Origin of the sequence: Enterobacter cloacae complex sp. IR5441, from assembly GCF_049238215.1 — a bacterium.
Classification (GTDB): Bacteria; Pseudomonadota; Gammaproteobacteria; order Enterobacterales; family Enterobacteriaceae; genus Enterobacter; species Enterobacter hormaechei_C.
Map to the genome: position 1 here is coordinate 1 of NZ_JBMKIA010000020.1, position 14783 is coordinate 14783.

The 14783-nt window shown below is 57.1% G+C and carries 14 protein-coding genes, 2 tRNA genes and 1 rRNA gene; 12 read left to right on the forward strand and 5 right to left on the reverse strand.

The features are described 5' to 3' along the window. The 3 genes from rrf to ACOTX5_RS18420 form a co-directional block, all read left to right on the forward strand. Positions 1 to 95 (forward strand): 5S ribosomal RNA (gene rrf / locus ACOTX5_RS18410); the annotation flags it as partial. Positions 96 to 150: 55 nt separating this feature from the next. Further along, a tRNA-Asp gene (locus ACOTX5_RS18415) sits at positions 151 to 227 on the forward strand. A gap of 52 nt (positions 228 to 279) precedes the next feature. Next, a tRNA-Trp gene (locus ACOTX5_RS18420) sits at positions 280 to 355 on the forward strand. Positions 356 to 455: 100 nt separating this feature from the next. Here the strand turns inward: ACOTX5_RS18420 and hdfR are convergent. Further along, the gene (gene hdfR, locus ACOTX5_RS18425) at positions 456 to 1277 is read right to left on the reverse strand and encodes an HTH-type transcriptional regulator HdfR (protein WP_045339136.1); all 822 of its coding nucleotides are present in this window, start codon (positions 1275 to 1277) and stop codon (positions 456 to 458) included. Positions 1278 to 1395: 118 nt separating this feature from the next. On the opposite strand from hdfR, the gene ACOTX5_RS18430 reads away from it, so the two are divergent. Next, positions 1396 to 1734: a DUF413 domain-containing protein gene (locus ACOTX5_RS18430; RefSeq protein ID WP_006808641.1), complete on the forward strand. Its 339-nt coding sequence runs from the start codon at positions 1396 to 1398 to the stop codon at positions 1732 to 1734. 27 nt (positions 1735 to 1761) lie between these two features. Here ACOTX5_RS18430 and ACOTX5_RS18435 read toward each other — a convergent pair whose 3' ends face one another. Then, positions 1762 to 3282, reverse strand: a complete 1521-nt coding sequence (locus ACOTX5_RS18435) for a YifB family Mg chelatase-like AAA ATPase (protein WP_015572776.1) — start codon at positions 3280 to 3282, stop codon at positions 1762 to 1764. A 341-nt stretch (positions 3283 to 3623) separates the two neighbouring features. Between ACOTX5_RS18435 and ilvL the strand changes: the two genes are divergently transcribed. From ilvL to ilvA, 7 genes are all read left to right on the forward strand, one after another. Further along, entirely contained in the window at positions 3624 to 3722 is a 99-nt protein-coding gene (gene ilvL / locus ACOTX5_RS18440; RefSeq protein ID WP_001311244.1) for an ilv operon leader peptide, read from the forward strand. Positions 3723 to 3808: 86 nt separating this feature from the next. Continuing rightward, positions 3809 to 3859, forward strand: coding sequence for a peptide IlvX (ilvX, locus tag ACOTX5_RS18445; protein ID WP_166792073.1), 51 nt, complete (start codon positions 3809 to 3811; stop codon positions 3857 to 3859). Between the two features lie 2 nt (positions 3860 to 3861). Further along, positions 3862 to 5508: an acetolactate synthase 2 catalytic subunit gene (ilvG, locus tag ACOTX5_RS18450; RefSeq protein WP_023304625.1), complete on the forward strand. Its 1647-nt coding sequence runs from the start codon at positions 3862 to 3864 to the stop codon at positions 5506 to 5508. Continuing rightward, complete coding sequence (ilvM, locus tag ACOTX5_RS18455) at positions 5505 to 5768, forward strand: acetolactate synthase 2 small subunit (protein ID WP_003860184.1); 264 nt, start codon at positions 5505 to 5507, stop codon at positions 5766 to 5768. The genes ilvG and ilvM overlap by 4 nt, the downstream gene beginning before the upstream one ends. 18 nt (positions 5769 to 5786) lie before the next feature. Further along, complete coding sequence (ilvE, locus tag ACOTX5_RS18460) at positions 5787 to 6716, forward strand: branched-chain-amino-acid transaminase (RefSeq protein ID WP_421632461.1); 930 nt, start codon at positions 5787 to 5789, stop codon at positions 6714 to 6716. 60 nt (positions 6717 to 6776) lie between these two features. After that, a complete protein-coding gene (gene ilvD, locus ACOTX5_RS18465; RefSeq protein WP_008501574.1) occupies positions 6777 to 8627 on the forward strand; it encodes a dihydroxy-acid dehydratase in 1851 nt (616 codons plus the stop codon). Between the two features lie 2 nt (positions 8628 to 8629). Then, positions 8630 to 10174 carry a threonine ammonia-lyase, biosynthetic gene (ilvA, locus tag ACOTX5_RS18470; RefSeq protein ID WP_086524719.1) on the forward strand — a complete coding sequence of 515 codons (1545 nt, stop codon included), beginning with the start codon at positions 8630 to 8632 and terminating at the stop codon, positions 10172 to 10174. Positions 10175 to 10271: 97 nt separating this feature from the next. Here the strand turns inward: ilvA and ilvY are convergent, their stop codons facing one another. Next, on the reverse strand, positions 10272 to 11162 hold the full coding sequence (ilvY, locus tag ACOTX5_RS18475) for an HTH-type transcriptional activator IlvY (RefSeq protein WP_017693777.1): 891 nt from the start codon (positions 11160 to 11162) through the stop codon (positions 10272 to 10274). 152 nt (positions 11163 to 11314) lie between these two features. Between ilvY and ilvC the strand changes: the two genes are divergently transcribed. Continuing rightward, positions 11315 to 12790, forward strand: coding sequence for a ketol-acid reductoisomerase (gene ilvC / locus ACOTX5_RS18480; protein WP_006808634.1), 1476 nt, complete (start codon positions 11315 to 11317; stop codon positions 12788 to 12790). A 38-nt stretch (positions 12791 to 12828) separates the two neighbouring features. Here the strand turns inward: ilvC and trmL are convergent, their stop codons facing one another. Beyond that, a complete protein-coding gene (trmL, locus tag ACOTX5_RS18485; protein ID WP_039269488.1) occupies positions 12829 to 13302 on the reverse strand; it encodes a tRNA (uridine(34)/cytosine(34)/5-carboxymethylaminomethyluridine(34)-2'-O)-methyltransferase TrmL in 474 nt (157 codons plus the stop codon). A 45-nt stretch (positions 13303 to 13347) separates the two neighbouring features. Continuing rightward, complete coding sequence (locus ACOTX5_RS18490; RefSeq protein ID WP_045911848.1) at positions 13348 to 14688, reverse strand: MFS transporter; 1341 nt, start codon at positions 14686 to 14688, stop codon at positions 13348 to 13350. Between the last annotated feature and the right edge of the window lie 95 nt (positions 14689 to 14783).

Here is a 14783-nt window from a genome sequence, read left to right on the forward strand (position 1 = left end):
GTCCCACCTGACCCCATGCCGAACTCAGAAGTGAAACGCCGTAGCGCCGATGGTAGTGTGGGGTCTCCCCATGTGAGAGTAGGGAACTGCCAGGCATCAAATTAAGTAGTAAGCCGGTGCATTAATCCGGTGGTTACAGAAGTATTCGGTGGAGCGGTAGTTCAGTCGGTTAGAATACCTGCCTGTCACGCAGGGGGTCGCGGGTTCGAGTCCCGTCCGTTCCGCCACTTATTAAGACATTAAGCCTGCCCTTCCGGCAGGCTTAATGGCAAAAACTTTAGGGGCGTAGCTCAGTTGGTAGAGCACCGGTCTCCAAAACCGGGTGTCGCGAGTTCGAGTCTCTCCGCCCCTGCCATATAGAATCCTTTGCTTCGGCAAAGGATTTTTTTTTGCCTGCAAAACAGCTCAACACCTTCCTGAAGAATAAGCAGCCTGCGTTTCCGCAGGCTTTTGCGTTAATCCAGTATGCTGGTTTTTAACAGATCTTTTATCTGCGACTGCTTATCGCTGTTTTGCAGCCAAATGGCATACAGCGGCCTGGAGAGCGTTGTCGAATCGGTGACAACATGGAGTGTAGGTTTATTATCCGCCCAGCGAACAGGTAACCAGGTACAGCCTTTCAATGCGGGAAGATGCTGGCATGCGATCTCCGCTGAGCTTGTCGTGAGCTGCGGGATATCATCGCTGGCAATTAACCCCGTCTCGTGTTGCTGAAAATCAGGCCCCCATTCCAGGCGTAAATAATTCAGGTCGGCCTTCATCATTGCAGGCTCCGATGCATAGAGCGCCAGGCTAAATTGTCCAACAATCTGGCTGCTAAATTCGTCCATCTTGGGGGCTTCTGTGGTGATCAGCAGATCAAGCTGCCGCTCGTGGAGTTGCTTAACCAGCGACTGACGTTGCGCAATCCTCGCCTCAAATTGCAGATGGTTGTGTGTGCGATATAGCCGCATAAGCCATTGGCTGAGCATGCATTCCCATAGCGATGCGCTGGCACCGATCGAGAATTCATTATGCCGGGAGGTGTGCGCAACCTCCTTTCGCGCTGCCTGCCAGGTATTCATCAGGGTTTCTGCATAAGGCAACAGCTTTTCACCAGCCGGAGTTAAACGAATATTGTTGCGATGGCGGGTAAAAAGGTTCACACCCAGTTGATTTTCCAGCTGTCGAATACGAAAACTGACTGCTGACTGCGTCAGGTAGAGGGCTTCAGCTGCTCGCCCAAAGTGTCGCGTTCTGCTCACTTCGAGGAAAGTTTTTAGCAATTCCGTATCCACATCTTTCTCCACAAAATTATTTGTCGTTATGATTTAAATGTTTTGTTTTACACTCTGTCAAGCGTAACTAATACTCCGCGCCATAAATAGCTCGGCCAAAGAATTAGGAGCGTGTAGGATGGCGGAAAGCTTTACGACGACTAATCGTTTTTTCGACAATAAACATTACCCGCGCGGGTTCTCTCGTCACGGCGATTTCACTATCAAAGAAGCTCAACTTCTTGAGCGCCATGGTTATGCCTTTAACGAGCTGGATCTGGGTAAACGTGAACCGGCAACCGAAGATGAAAAACAGTTTGTCTCTGTTTGCCGTGGTGAGCGTGAGCCGCAGTCTGATGCAGAACGTGTATGGATCAAGTATATGGCTCGCATTAAGCGTCCTAAGCGTTTCCATACGCTGTCTGGCGGTAAGCCGCAGATGGAAGGTGCAGAAGACTACACCGAGTCTGACGATTAAGAAGAGAAGGGGCTACGGCCCCTTTTTTTACGCCAGCATTTTTTGCAGATGCAACAGCAGCCGATCGATCGCACGGTAACTTAATGCCTCCTGCAAATGCCGCCTCTCTATTCCGGAGCAGCCCTCCACGTCGGCGACCGTGCGCGCTACTTTCAACAAACGCTGCCACGCGCGAATGGATAGCCCAAACCGCGTCAGTGTCTCTTCCAGCCAGCCTGCATCTTCAGCGTTAAGAGAACAAAACTGTCGGATCCCGCTGTTATCCAGCCGGGCATTCAGCCTGTTCTGACGAGCATACTGCCGCGCCTGCGCCGCAATAACCCGTTCACGCACAGTTGCTGAGCTTTCGCCCCTAATACCGGTTTGCCTCAGCAGACCGGGCGGGGGCAGGGGGATCTCGAGAGATAAATCAAAACGGTCGAGGAAGGGGCCAGACAGCTTACTCAGATAGCGCAGCGTCTGCTCCGGCGTACAGCGGTTATGATTGCCCTGATAATGACCCGTAGGGCTAGGGTTCATCGCCGCGACTAGCTGAAACTGCGCAGGGTAGCTTATTTTGGCCCGTGTACGAGACAAATGGATTTCGCCGGATTCAATCGGCTCCCGCAATGCATCCAGCACGCGGCGTTCAAACTCTGGCAATTCATCCAGAAACAAAATGCCGTTGTGCGCCAGTGAGATTTCACCCGGTCCGGGGATCGAACCCCCGCCCACCATCGCGGTAAGAGACGCACTGTGGTGTGGAGAGCGGAAAGGACGGCGGCGCCACTGTTTATGCAGCGACGTAGAACTGACCAGGCTAAATATCGCGGCGCTTTCCAGTGCTTCATGATTATTGAGGGGTGGCAACAGGCCGCTCAATCTGCTCGCCAGCATCGTTTTCCCCGTGCCTGGCGGACCTATCAGTAACAGGTTATGCCCACCCGCGGCCGTTATCTCTAACGCCCGTTTACCCTGTTCCTGACCCATAATATCGCTGAGATCCTCGGGCGAAGCTGGCGCCACCTCGTCATTCTCCTGCGGCTCGGCAAGCTCGTGTCGGCCTTCCAGCCAGGCGCAAACCTCTTGCAAATGTCCCGCGACAAGACACCCCTTTTCGGCGATAAGGCTTACTTCAGAGGCATTTTCATTGGCCACAATGATTTGTCTTCCCGCGCGTATGGCTTCAAGCGCACCCGAGATTGCTCCGGGAACGCCTCTTAACGCGCCTGTAAGCGCTAATTCACCCACGAACTCACACGAGCTTAGCCCTGGCGTATTGAGCTGTTCAGAAGCCGCGAGAAGCGCTATAGCAATAGGTAAATCATATCGCCCTCCCTCCTTTGGCAAATCGGCGGGCGCAAGGTTAATGGTGATCTTCTTCGCCGGAAAAGCATAACCGCTATTAATAATTGCGCTGCGCACGCGATCCCTCGCCTCTTTAACGGTCGTTTCTGGTAAGCCGACCAGCGTCAGTCCGGGCAGTCCATTACTTAAATGAACCTCTACAGAAATAAGCGGTGCCTTCACGCCGATGGCCGCGCGTGTATAAACAACTGACAGTGACATAAGCCCTCCTTGGCGGTGACTATGCCAGCATCATTTTTTCCTGTTTAGCACTAATTCACTGAATTACGGCGCTCGTTCCAGCCTTTTAGCGGCAAAATGTAATCCTTACATGTCGGTGGAATCGGCCTCGCAGAAAAGAAATCATGCGCGCCTTGCCGGATGAAGCAGGACAAAAAAATAAAAAAATCTTCATTTCTATTTTTTCCCTATATAAAACAACGATTTTGAAAGAAATAGTTCGCATGCTACAGATATAGGTCATAAAAAAATCTTGTGTCAGATGAAATATCTGTGGTAACTCTTTAGGTATTCCTTCGAACAAGATGCAAAAAGAACTGAAAATGACAGCCCTTCTACGAGTGATTAGCCTGGTCGTGATTAGCGTGGTGGTGATTATTATCCCACCGTGCGGGGCTGCACTTGGACGAGGAAAGGCTTAGAAATCAAGCCTTAACGAACTAAGACCCCCGCACCGAAAGGTCCGGGGGTTTTTTTATGACTAAAAAACTTAAATGAGGAGCAGAGAATGACGACTAGCACAAAATTCTGTTTCTCCAGATTTATGACGGGGAACTAACTATGAATGGGGCACAATGGGTAGTACATGCGTTGCGCGCGCAGGGAGTCGAAACCGTATTCGGTTATCCGGGTGGCGCAATTATGCCGATTTACGATGCACTGTATGACGGCGGCGTGGAACACCTGTTGTGCCGACACGAGCAGGGCGCAGCGATGGCCGCCATCGGTTATGCCCGTGCGACCGGTAAAACCGGCGTCTGTATGGCCACCTCAGGTCCCGGCGCAACGAACCTGATCACCGGCCTGGCTGACGCGCTGCTCGACTCCGTACCCGTGGTGGCGATCACCGGCCAGGTGGCCTCTCCGTTCATCGGCACCGATGCCTTCCAGGAAGTAGATGTGCTCGGTTTATCGCTGGCCTGCACCAAACACAGCTTCCTCGTTCAGTCTCTCGAAGAGCTGCCGCGGGTGATGGCCGAAGCGTTCGAGGTTGCCAGCTCTGGCCGTCCTGGCCCGGTTCTGGTTGATATCCCGAAAGATATCCAGGTTGCACTCGGCGATCTGGAGCCGCATTTCTCTACCGTGGAAAGCGATAATGCGTTCCCGCATGCAGAGGTGGAAGAGGCGCGTCAGATGATGGCGCAGGCCAAACAACCGATGCTGTACGTAGGCGGCGGCGTGGGCATGGCGCAGGCTGTTCCGGCGCTTCGCGCGTTCATTGCGACCACGCAAATGCCCGCCACCTGCACGCTGAAAGGTCTCGGTGCGGTAGAGGCAGATTACCCGTACTACCTCGGCATGCTGGGGATGCATGGTACCAAAGCGGCAAACCTGGCGGTGCAGGAATGCGACTTGCTTATCGCCGTCGGCGCCCGTTTTGACGACCGCGTTACCGGCAAGCTGAATACCTTCGCGCCGAACGCCAAAGTGATCCATATGGACATCGACCCGGCGGAGATGAACAAACTGCGTCAGGCGCATGTCGCGTTGCAGGGCGATCTTAACGCGCTGTTACCGGCGCTGGAGCAGCCGCTGGATATCAACCCATGGCGTCAGCACACCGCTGATATGCGTACTGAACACGCGTGGCGTTACGATCACCCAGGCGACGCCATCTATGCGCCGCTGCTGTTGAAACAGCTGTCAGACCGTAAACCCGCAGACAGCGTGGTAACGACGGATGTCGGCCAGCATCAGATGTGGTCAGCCCAGCACATGACCTACACCCGCCCGGAGAACTTTATCACCTCGAGCGGGTTAGGGACGATGGGCTTCGGTCTGCCAGCAGCCGTTGGCGCGCAGGTTGCCCGCCCGAACGATACCGTTATCTGTATCTCCGGTGACGGCTCCTTCATGATGAACGTCCAGGAGCTCGGCACCGTGAAGCGTAAGCAGTTACCGCTGAAGATCGTCTTGCTCGATAACCAGCGTTTAGGCATGGTTCGCCAGTGGCAGCAGCTGTTCTTCCAGGAGCGTTACAGCGAAACGACCCTGACCGATAACCCCGATTTCCTCACCCTGGCCAGCGCCTTCGGCATTCCTGGCCAGCACATCACCCGTAAAGACCAGGTTGAAGCGGCACTCGACACCATGCTGTCAAGCGAAGGGCCATACCTGCTTCATGTCTCAATCGACGAGCTTGAGAACGTCTGGCCGTTGGTACCGCCCGGTGCCAGTAACTCACAAATGCTGGAGAAATTATCATGATGCAACATCAGGTCGCCGTGCAGGCTCGCTTCAACCCGGAAACGTTAGAACGCGTATTGCGCGTGGTTCGCCACCGTGGCTTTCAGATTTGCTCTATGAATATGGAAACGGCCACCGACGCGCAGAACATCAGTATCGAATTAACCGTTGCCAGCCCGCGGCCGGTCGACTTACTGTTTAGTCAGTTATCAAAACTGGTAGACGTTGCCCATGTTGCCATCTGCCAGAGCACAACCACATCACAACAAATCCGCGCTTAAGCGTGACAGGACGAAAAAATGACGACAAAAAAAGCTGATTACATTTGGTTCAATGGTGAGATGGTTCGCTGGGAAGACGCGAAAGTTCACGTGATGTCCCACGCGCTGCACTACGGCACCTCCGTGTTTGAAGGGATCCGTTGCTACGACTCTCACAAAGGGCCAGTGGTGTTCCGCCATCGCGAACACATGCAGCGTCTGCATGACTCAGCCAAAATTTATCGTTTCCCGGTCTCCCAAAGCGTTGATGAGCTGATGGAAGCCTGCCGCGAGGTGATTCGCCAGAACAAACTGACCAGCGCCTATATTCGTCCGCTGGTCTTCGTGGGTGATGTCGGCATGGGCGTCAACCCGCCCGCTGGCTATAACACCGATGTGATCATTGCCGCGTTCCCGTGGGGCGCCTACCTGGGCGCGGAAGCGCTGGATCAGGGGATCGACGCAATGGTTTCTTCCTGGAACCGCGTGGCGCCAAACACTATCCCGACTGCGGCTAAAGCGGGCGGTAACTACCTTTCCTCACTGCTGGTCGGCAGCGAAGCGCGCCGTCACGGCTATCAGGAAGGTATCGCGCTGGATGTGAATGGCTACATCTCCGAAGGTGCGGGTGAAAATCTGTTTGAAGTGAAAGACGGCATTCTGTTCACCCCGCCATTCACTTCGTCCGCGCTGCCGGGCATCACCCGCGACGCCATCATCAAGCTGGCAAAAGATCTGGGTATCGAAGTGCGCGAGCAGGTACTGTCCCGCGAATCCCTGTACCTGGCTGACGAAGTGTTCATGTCCGGTCCCGCGGCTGAAATTACGCCGGTGCGTAGCGTCGATGGCATTCAGGTGGGCGAAGGCCGCTGTGGCCCGGTCACCAAACGCATTCAGCAAGCCTTCTTCGGCCTGTTCACCGGCGAAACAGAAGACAAATACGGCTGGTTGGATCAGGTTAATCACTAAATATAAATTTGGGACGGCACGCACCGTCCCATTAAATAGTCAGACGGGAGTAAATAAAGCATGCCTAAGTATCGTTCAGCCACCACCACCCACGGCCGTAATATGGCGGGTGCCCGCGCACTGTGGCGCGCCACCGGAATGACCGACGCCGATTTCGGCAAGCCAATTATCGCCGTGGTGAACTCCTTCACCCAGTTTGTGCCGGGCCACGTGCACCTGCGCGATCTCGGTAAGCTGGTTGCCGAGCAAATCGAAGCCTCCGGCGGCGTGGCGAAAGAGTTCAACACCATTGCGGTGGATGACGGTATCGCAATGGGCCACGGGGGAATGCTCTATTCACTGCCGTCGCGCGAGCTGATCGCCGACTCGGTGGAGTACATGGTTAATGCCCACTGCGCCGATGCGATGGTCTGTATCTCCAACTGCGACAAAATCACCCCGGGGATGCTGATGGCTTCCCTGCGCCTGAACATCCCGGTGATCTTCGTCTCCGGTGGCCCAATGGAAGCGGGGAAAACCAAGCTCTCCGACAAAATCATCAAGCTCGACCTGGTCGATGCGATGATCCAGGGCGCGGACCCGAAAGTCTCTGACGAGCAGAGCGACCAGGTGGAACGCTCCGCGTGCCCGACCTGCGGCTCCTGTTCCGGGATGTTCACCGCCAACTCCATGAACTGCCTGACCGAAGCGCTGGGCCTGTCTCAGCCGGGCAACGGCTCGCTGCTGGCGACCCACGCCGACCGTAAGCAGCTGTTCCTTAACGCGGGCAAGCGCATCGTTGAGCTGACCAAACGCTACTACGAGCAGGACGACGCCAGCGCGCTGCCGCGTAACATCGCCAGCAAAGCGGCGTTCGAAAACGCCATGACGCTGGATATCGCCATGGGCGGTTCCACCAACACCGTTCTGCACCTGCTGGCCGCCGCGCAGGAAGCTGAAATCGACTTCACCATGAGCGACATCGACAAGCTCTCCCGCAAAGTGCCGCAGCTGTGTAAAGTCGCGCCGAGTACCCAGAAGTACCACATGGAAGATGTCCACCGTGCGGGTGGCGTGATTGGTATTCTCGGCGAGCTGGATCGCGCCGGGCTGCTGAACCGCGACGTGAAAAACGTGCTCGGCCTGACGCTGCCGGAGTCGCTGGAGCAGTACGACGTGATGCTGACCAAAGACGACGCGGTGAAAAACATGTATCGCGCCGGTCCGGCGGGCATCCGTACCACCCAGGCGTTCTCGCAGGATTGCCGCTGGGACACGCTGGATGACGATCGCGCCGAAGGCTGCATTCGCTCGCTGGAACATGCCTACAGCAAAGACGGCGGTCTGGCCGTGCTGTACGGTAACTTCGCGGAAAATGGCTGCATTGTGAAAACCGCAGGCGTGGACGACAGCATCCTGAAATTTACCGGCCCGGCAAAAGTGTATGAAAGCCAGGACGAAGCGGTAGACGCTATCCTCGGCGGCAAAGTGGTGGAAGGCGACGTGGTGGTCATTCGCTACGAAGGGCCGAAAGGCGGTCCGGGCATGCAGGAGATGCTCTACCCGACCACCTTCCTGAAATCGATGGGCCTCGGCAAAGCCTGCGCGCTGATCACCGATGGTCGTTTCTCTGGCGGCACGTCAGGCCTCTCCATTGGCCACGTCTCGCCAGAAGCGGCAAGCGGCGGCAATATCGCGATCATCGAAGATGGCGACCTGATCGAAATCGACATTCCGAACCGCGGCATTCAGCTGAAGCTGAGTGACCAGGAGATTGCGGCCCGTCGTGAGGCGCAGGAAGCCCGCGGCGACAAAGCCTGGACGCCGAAAGATCGTCAGCGTGAAGTCTCCTTCGCCCTGCGCGCTTACGCGAGTCTTGCCACCAGTGCAGATAAAGGCGCGGTGCGCGATAAATCTAAACTGGGGGGCTAATGATGGCCGAGTCACAACCCTTATCCGCCGCCCCGGAGGGGGCGGAATACCTGAGAGCGGTACTACGCGCGCCGGTCTATGAAGCGGTGCAGGTCACGCCCCTGCAAAAAATGGACAAAATCTCTTCGCGTCTCGACAACGTCATTCTGGTGAAGCGTGAAGACAGGCAGCCGGTGCACAGCTTCAAGCTGCGCGGCGCCTACGCGATGATGGCCGGGCTGACGGACGAGCAGAAAGCGCGCGGGGTGATTACCGCCTCGGCGGGCAATCACGCGCAGGGCGTGGCGTTCTCCTCGGCGCGTCTGGGGCTGAAGGCGCTGATCGTGATGCCGGTCGCCACCGCAGATATCAAGGTCGACGCGGTGCGCGGGTTCGGCGGAGAAGTGCTGCTTCACGGCGCTAACTTTGACGAAGCCAAAGCCAAAGCGATTGAGCTGGCGCAGCAGCAGGGCTTCACCTGGGTGCCGCCGTTCGATCACCCGATGGTGATTGCCGGGCAGGGTACGCTGGCGCTGGAACTGTTGCAGCAGGACGCCCATCTCGACCGCGTTTTCGTCCCGGTGGGCGGCGGCGGCTTAGCCGCAGGTGTGGCGGTGCTGATCAAACAGCTGATGCCGCAGATCAAAGTGATTGCGGTTGAAGCGGAAGACTCTGCCTGCCTGAAGGCGGCGCTGGACGCCGGACATCCGGTAGATCTGCCGCGCGTCGGGCTGTTCGCCGAGGGCGTGGCGGTGAAGCGCATTGGCGACGAAACGTTCCGCCTGTGCCAGGAGTATCTCGACGATATCGTCACCGTCGACAGCGACGCTATCTGCGCGGCGATGAAAGATCTCTTCGAGGATGTGCGTGCGGTGGCGGAACCATCCGGCGCGCTGGCGCTGGCGGGAATGAAAAAATACATCGCCCAGCACAATATTCGCGGCGAGCGTCTGGCGCACGTGCTTTCCGGTGCCAACGTGAACTTCCACGGTCTGCGCTACGTTTCCGAGCGCTGTGAGCTGGGTGAGCAGCGTGAAGCGCTGCTGGCGGTGACCATTCCGGAAGAGAAGGGCAGCTTCCTGAAGTTCTGTCAGCTGCTGGGCGGTCGTTCGGTAACGGAGTTCAACTACCGCTTTGCCGATGCCAAAGATGCGTGCATTTTTGTCGGCGTGCGTCTGAGCCGTGGCGTGGAGGAGCGCAAAGAGATCCTCAGCCTGCTGCATGACGGCGGTTACAGCGTGGTCGATCTCTCCGACGACGAGATGGCGAAGCTGCACGTGCGTTACATGGTCGGCGGCCGTCCATCCAAGCCGCTGAAGGAACGCCTGTTCAGCTTCGAGTTCCCGGAATCGCCGGGCGCGCTGCTCAAGTTCCTGCACACGTTGGGCACGCACTGGAACATCTCTCTGTTCCACTACCGCAGCCACGGCACCGACTATGGCCGCGTACTGGCGGCGTTCGAGCTGGGCGAGCACGAGCCGGATTTCGAAACGCGCCTGAACGAGCTGGGCTATGAGTGCCATGACGAAACCCACAACCCGGCGTTCCGTTTCTTCCTGGCGGGTTAGGTTGTTCGGGAAAATGCCTGATGGCGCTGCGCTTATCAGGCCTACGTTCTAAGGGTTGAACTGCGTGTAGGCCGGGTAAGCGCAGCGCCACCCGGCTTTAGTGGTTCGGCAATATCGTCCAGAACGCATCAATAAGCGGCTCATGCAGCCGCTTTTTTTGTGCGCACACGCCTAGCTCGAACGGCGTTTTCTCGTCGCTGCGTTCTAAAATCATCACGCGATTGCGCACCGGCTCCGGGCTGTTTTCCAGCACCACTTCCGGTAGCAGCGCTACGCCGCAGCCGAGCGCCACCATCGATACCATCGCCTCATGGCCGCCGACCGTGGCGTAAATCGACGGGTTACTGATCTTCTGGCGGCGGAACCACAGCTCAATGCGGCGGCGCACCGGCCCCTGATCGGCCATGATAAACGGCACCGTGGACCAGTCCGGTTTCTCCACCGAAACCTGGTTGCGCACCGGGCAGGGCAGCGCCGGGGCAATCAGCACTACCGCCAAATTCTCCAGCATCGAGAACGCCACCGCCCCCGGCAGCGTTTCAGGTTTTCCGGCAATCGCCAGATCCGCTTCGCCCGTCACCACTTTTTCCATCGCGTCGGCGGCATCGCCGGTGGTGAGCTTAATTTCAACCGACGGATGTTCCGCGCGGAAGCGGTCGAGAATGGGGGGAAGATGGCTGTAGGCAGCAGTCACGGAACAGAAAATATGCAGCTCGCCGGAAAGCGACGGCCCTTGCTGGTCGATGGTGTGCCGCAGCTGCTGATACTGTAATAACGTCTGCTGAGCAAAGATGCGCAGCTCTTCACCTGCTTCCGTGAGGGTGACGGTGCGGTTATCGCGCACGAACAGCGGCTGGCCGAGGTCTTCCTCAAGGCGCTGGATCTGGCGCGACAGCGTGGAGGGGCTGACGTGCATCGCCCGGGCGCTACGGCCAAAGTGACGGCTTTCCGCCAGGTGCAGGAACATTTTCAGATCGCGTAAATCCACCGATTCCACTCCCTCTTTTTACATTGCATAAATTGCAATGTGACGTTGTGAATATATCAATTTCCGCAATAAATTTCCTGTTGTAATGTGGGTACATTCTCGCTGAAACGCGAACCGAACAATAAGACACACAACATCACGAGGTATCACCCATGGCTAACTACTTTAATACACTGAACTTGCGCCAGCAGCTGGCGCAGCTGGGCAAATGCCGCTTCATGGCGCGCGATGAATTTGCTGATGGCGCGAGCTACCTTCAGGGTAAAAAAGTGGTCATTGTCGGCTGTGGCGCACAGGGTCTGAACCAGGGCCTGAACATGCGTGACTCCGGGCTGGATATCTCCTACGCCCTGCGTAAAGAAGCGATTGCCGAAAAGCGTGCTTCCTGGCGTAAAGCGACCGAAAACGGCTTCAAAGTGGGCACCTACGAAGAGCTGATCCCGCAGGCGGATCTGGTGGTTAACCTGACGCCAGACAAGCAGCACTCTGACGTTGTGCGTTCCGTACAGCCGCTGATGAAAGACGGCGCCGCGCTGGGTTACTCCCACGGCTTCAACATCGTTGAAGTGGGCGAGCAGATCCGTAAAGACATCACCGTGGTGATGGTGGCACCGAAGTGCCCGGGCACTGAAGTGCGCGAAGAGTACAAACGTGGCTTCGGCGTACCGACGCTGATCGCCGTTCACCCGGAAAACGATCCGAAAGGCGAAGGCATGGCGATTGCCAAAGCCTGGGCTGCGGCCACTGGCGGCCATCGTGCGGGCGTGCTGGAATCTTCCTTCGTTGCGGAAGTGAAATCTGACCTGATGGGCGAGCAGACCATCCTGTGCGGCATGCTCCAGGCCGGCTCTCTGCTGTGCTTCGACAAGCTGGTGGAAGAAGGCACCGATCCGGCATACGCGGAAAAACTGATTCAGTTCGGCTGGGAAACCATCACCGAAGCGCTGAAGCAGGGCGGCATTACGCTGATGATGGACCGTCTGTCCAACCCGGCAAAACTGCGCGCGTTCGCACTCTCTGAACAGCTGAAAACCATCATGGCGCCGCTGTTCCAGAAACACATGGACGACATTATCTCCGGCGAGTTCTCTTCCGGCATGATGGCGGACTGGGCGAATGACGATAAGAAACTGCTGACCTGGCGCGAAGAGACCGGTAAAACCGCGTTCGAAACCGCACCACAGTATGACGGCAAGATCACCGAGCAGGAGTACTTCGATAAAGGCGTCCTGATGATCGCGATGGTGAAAGCGGGCGTTGAGCTGGCGTTCGAAACCATGGTGGATTCGGGCATCATTGAAGAATCTGCGTACTACGAATCGCTGCACGAGCTGCCGCTGATCGCAAACACCATCGCCCGTAAACGTCTGTATGAGATGAACGTGGTGATCTCCGATACCGCCGAGTACGGTAACTACCTGTTCTCTTACGCCTGCGTACCGCTGCTGAAAGAGTTCATGACCACCCTGCAAGCGGGCGATCTGGGCCAGGCGATTGCGGAAGGAGCGGTTGATAACGCGCAGCTGCGTGACGTCAACGAAGCGATTCGCAGCCACGAAATCGAGAAAGTGGGCCAGAAACTGCGTGGCTACATGACCGATATGAAACGTATCGCGGTAGCAGGCTAAACACGACGAATCGGGTGGCGTAAGCCACCCGAACTGTTTTAGCTACGCAATATCGCGCCGGGATAACCCAGCTGGCGCCACGCCTCATACACCACCACCGACACCGCATTCGACAGGTTCATGCTGCGGCTGTCCGGCATCATCGGAATACGAATTTTCTGCTCAGCGGGCATGGCATCCAGAATGGTGGCCGGCAGGCCGCGGGTTTCCGGACCAAACATCAGATAATCCCCGTCCTGATAGCTTACGGCGCTGTGCGCTGGCGTACCTTTGGTGGTCAGGGCGAACATGCGCTGTGGTTTTTCGGATCCCAGAAACGCGGCGTAATCGTGATGACGAACGACGGCGGTAAACTCATGGTAGTCCAGCCCCGCGCGGCGCAGACGTTTGTCGTCCCACGTAAAGCCCATCGGCTCAATGATGTGCAGACGAAAACCGGTGTTGGCGCACAGGCGGATAATATTGCCGGTGTTCGGCGGAATTTCTGGTTCGAATAAGACGATGTTAAGCATGCTGCCCCCTTAATTGCGGGGGCAGAATAGCAGAAAAGAGAGGGACTAGGCGACGCCCGGCTCCTGCGCGCGGCTATACAGCATTTTGTAGACGGTTGCCGCCGCAGCCACGAGAGCAGGTACGCTGAGGATCATTAAAATACTGTCCGCCTGCCACTGCATGGAAAGAAGCTGGGCGCTAGTCATGGTGCCCGCCACGCCGCCGAAGCGGCCGATCCCCTGCATCCAGGCGATACCCGTCGCTCGGCACTCGGTAGGGTAAAAGGTGGCGGCCAGGGTCTGCATGCCCGACTGCGCGCCGTTCATCGCGATCCCCATCAGGAAAATTAACCCGCCAAACAGGGCGATATGGTTATGCTCAATGCCGAGTAAAAGAATCAGGCCCATCGTCAGCACGAAACCACACGCGACCACCTTGTGCGCTTCCCAGCGATCCATCATCCAGCCCGCGAGCAAAATGCCAGCGGTGCCGCCGAAGGTGAACAGCGAGGTGAGCCAGGCGGATTCCGCCAGCGCATATCCCATCCCCTGCATCAGCGTTGGCATCCAGCTCAGCAGGACGTAATAAATCACCAGCCCCATAAAATAGGTGACCCACAGCATCAGGGTGCCGGGCAGCCAGGGCATGGAAAACAGCTGCGACACGCTGCCTTTTTTCGACGCGACTTTCTCCTCGGCGAGGAAAAAGCCCGTGACGCTATCCAGCGTGCTGCGGGCGAACCGGCTGGCGATGCGGCGAACCTGGGCGACGTCTTTCCCGCGCTGCACCAGAAACTTCACCGACTCCGGCAACAGCAGCGCCAGCAGCACCGTTAAAATCAGCGGCGCAATCGCGCCGGTCAGCAGCACGCTTCGCCAGCCATGGTGAGGGATAAGCCAGGACGAGATTGCTTCGCCGCCCGCCGCACCCAGCGGAAAGCCGCAGTACATGGTGTTAATTGCCATGGCGCGGCAGCGCTGGGGGGCAAACTCGGAGATCAGCGTGATGGCGTTAGGCATCGCGGCACCCAGCCCGAGACCGGTCAGAAATCGCCATAGCGTCAGGGTATTCAGACTTTGCGCCCAGGCCGTGCCCAGGCTCGCCAGGCCGAAGAACAGACACGAAAAGACCAGCACGCGCTTGCGTCCCATCCGGTCCGATACCGGACCTGCAATCAGGGCACCCAGCGACAGCCCCAGCAGCGCCGCACTCAGCACCGGCCCCAGATCCTGTTTATGTATTCCCCACTCCGTCGACAGCGTAGGCGCAATGTAACCCATCGCTGCGGTATCAAACCCATCAATCGCCAGCACCAGAAAGCCCAGCACAATAAGAAGCCAGTGAAACCCTGAAAAGGGACTGTCGTCGATCACCTGCTGAATATCCACCTTACCTGAATACGCCATACGCTCCACTCCGATCTGATGTTGTTTTTGTGTTCTTGTATTTGCTTGTCTATACAATTGCGGACGGCAGGTGGATGTCAAATTTTCTTATCCAG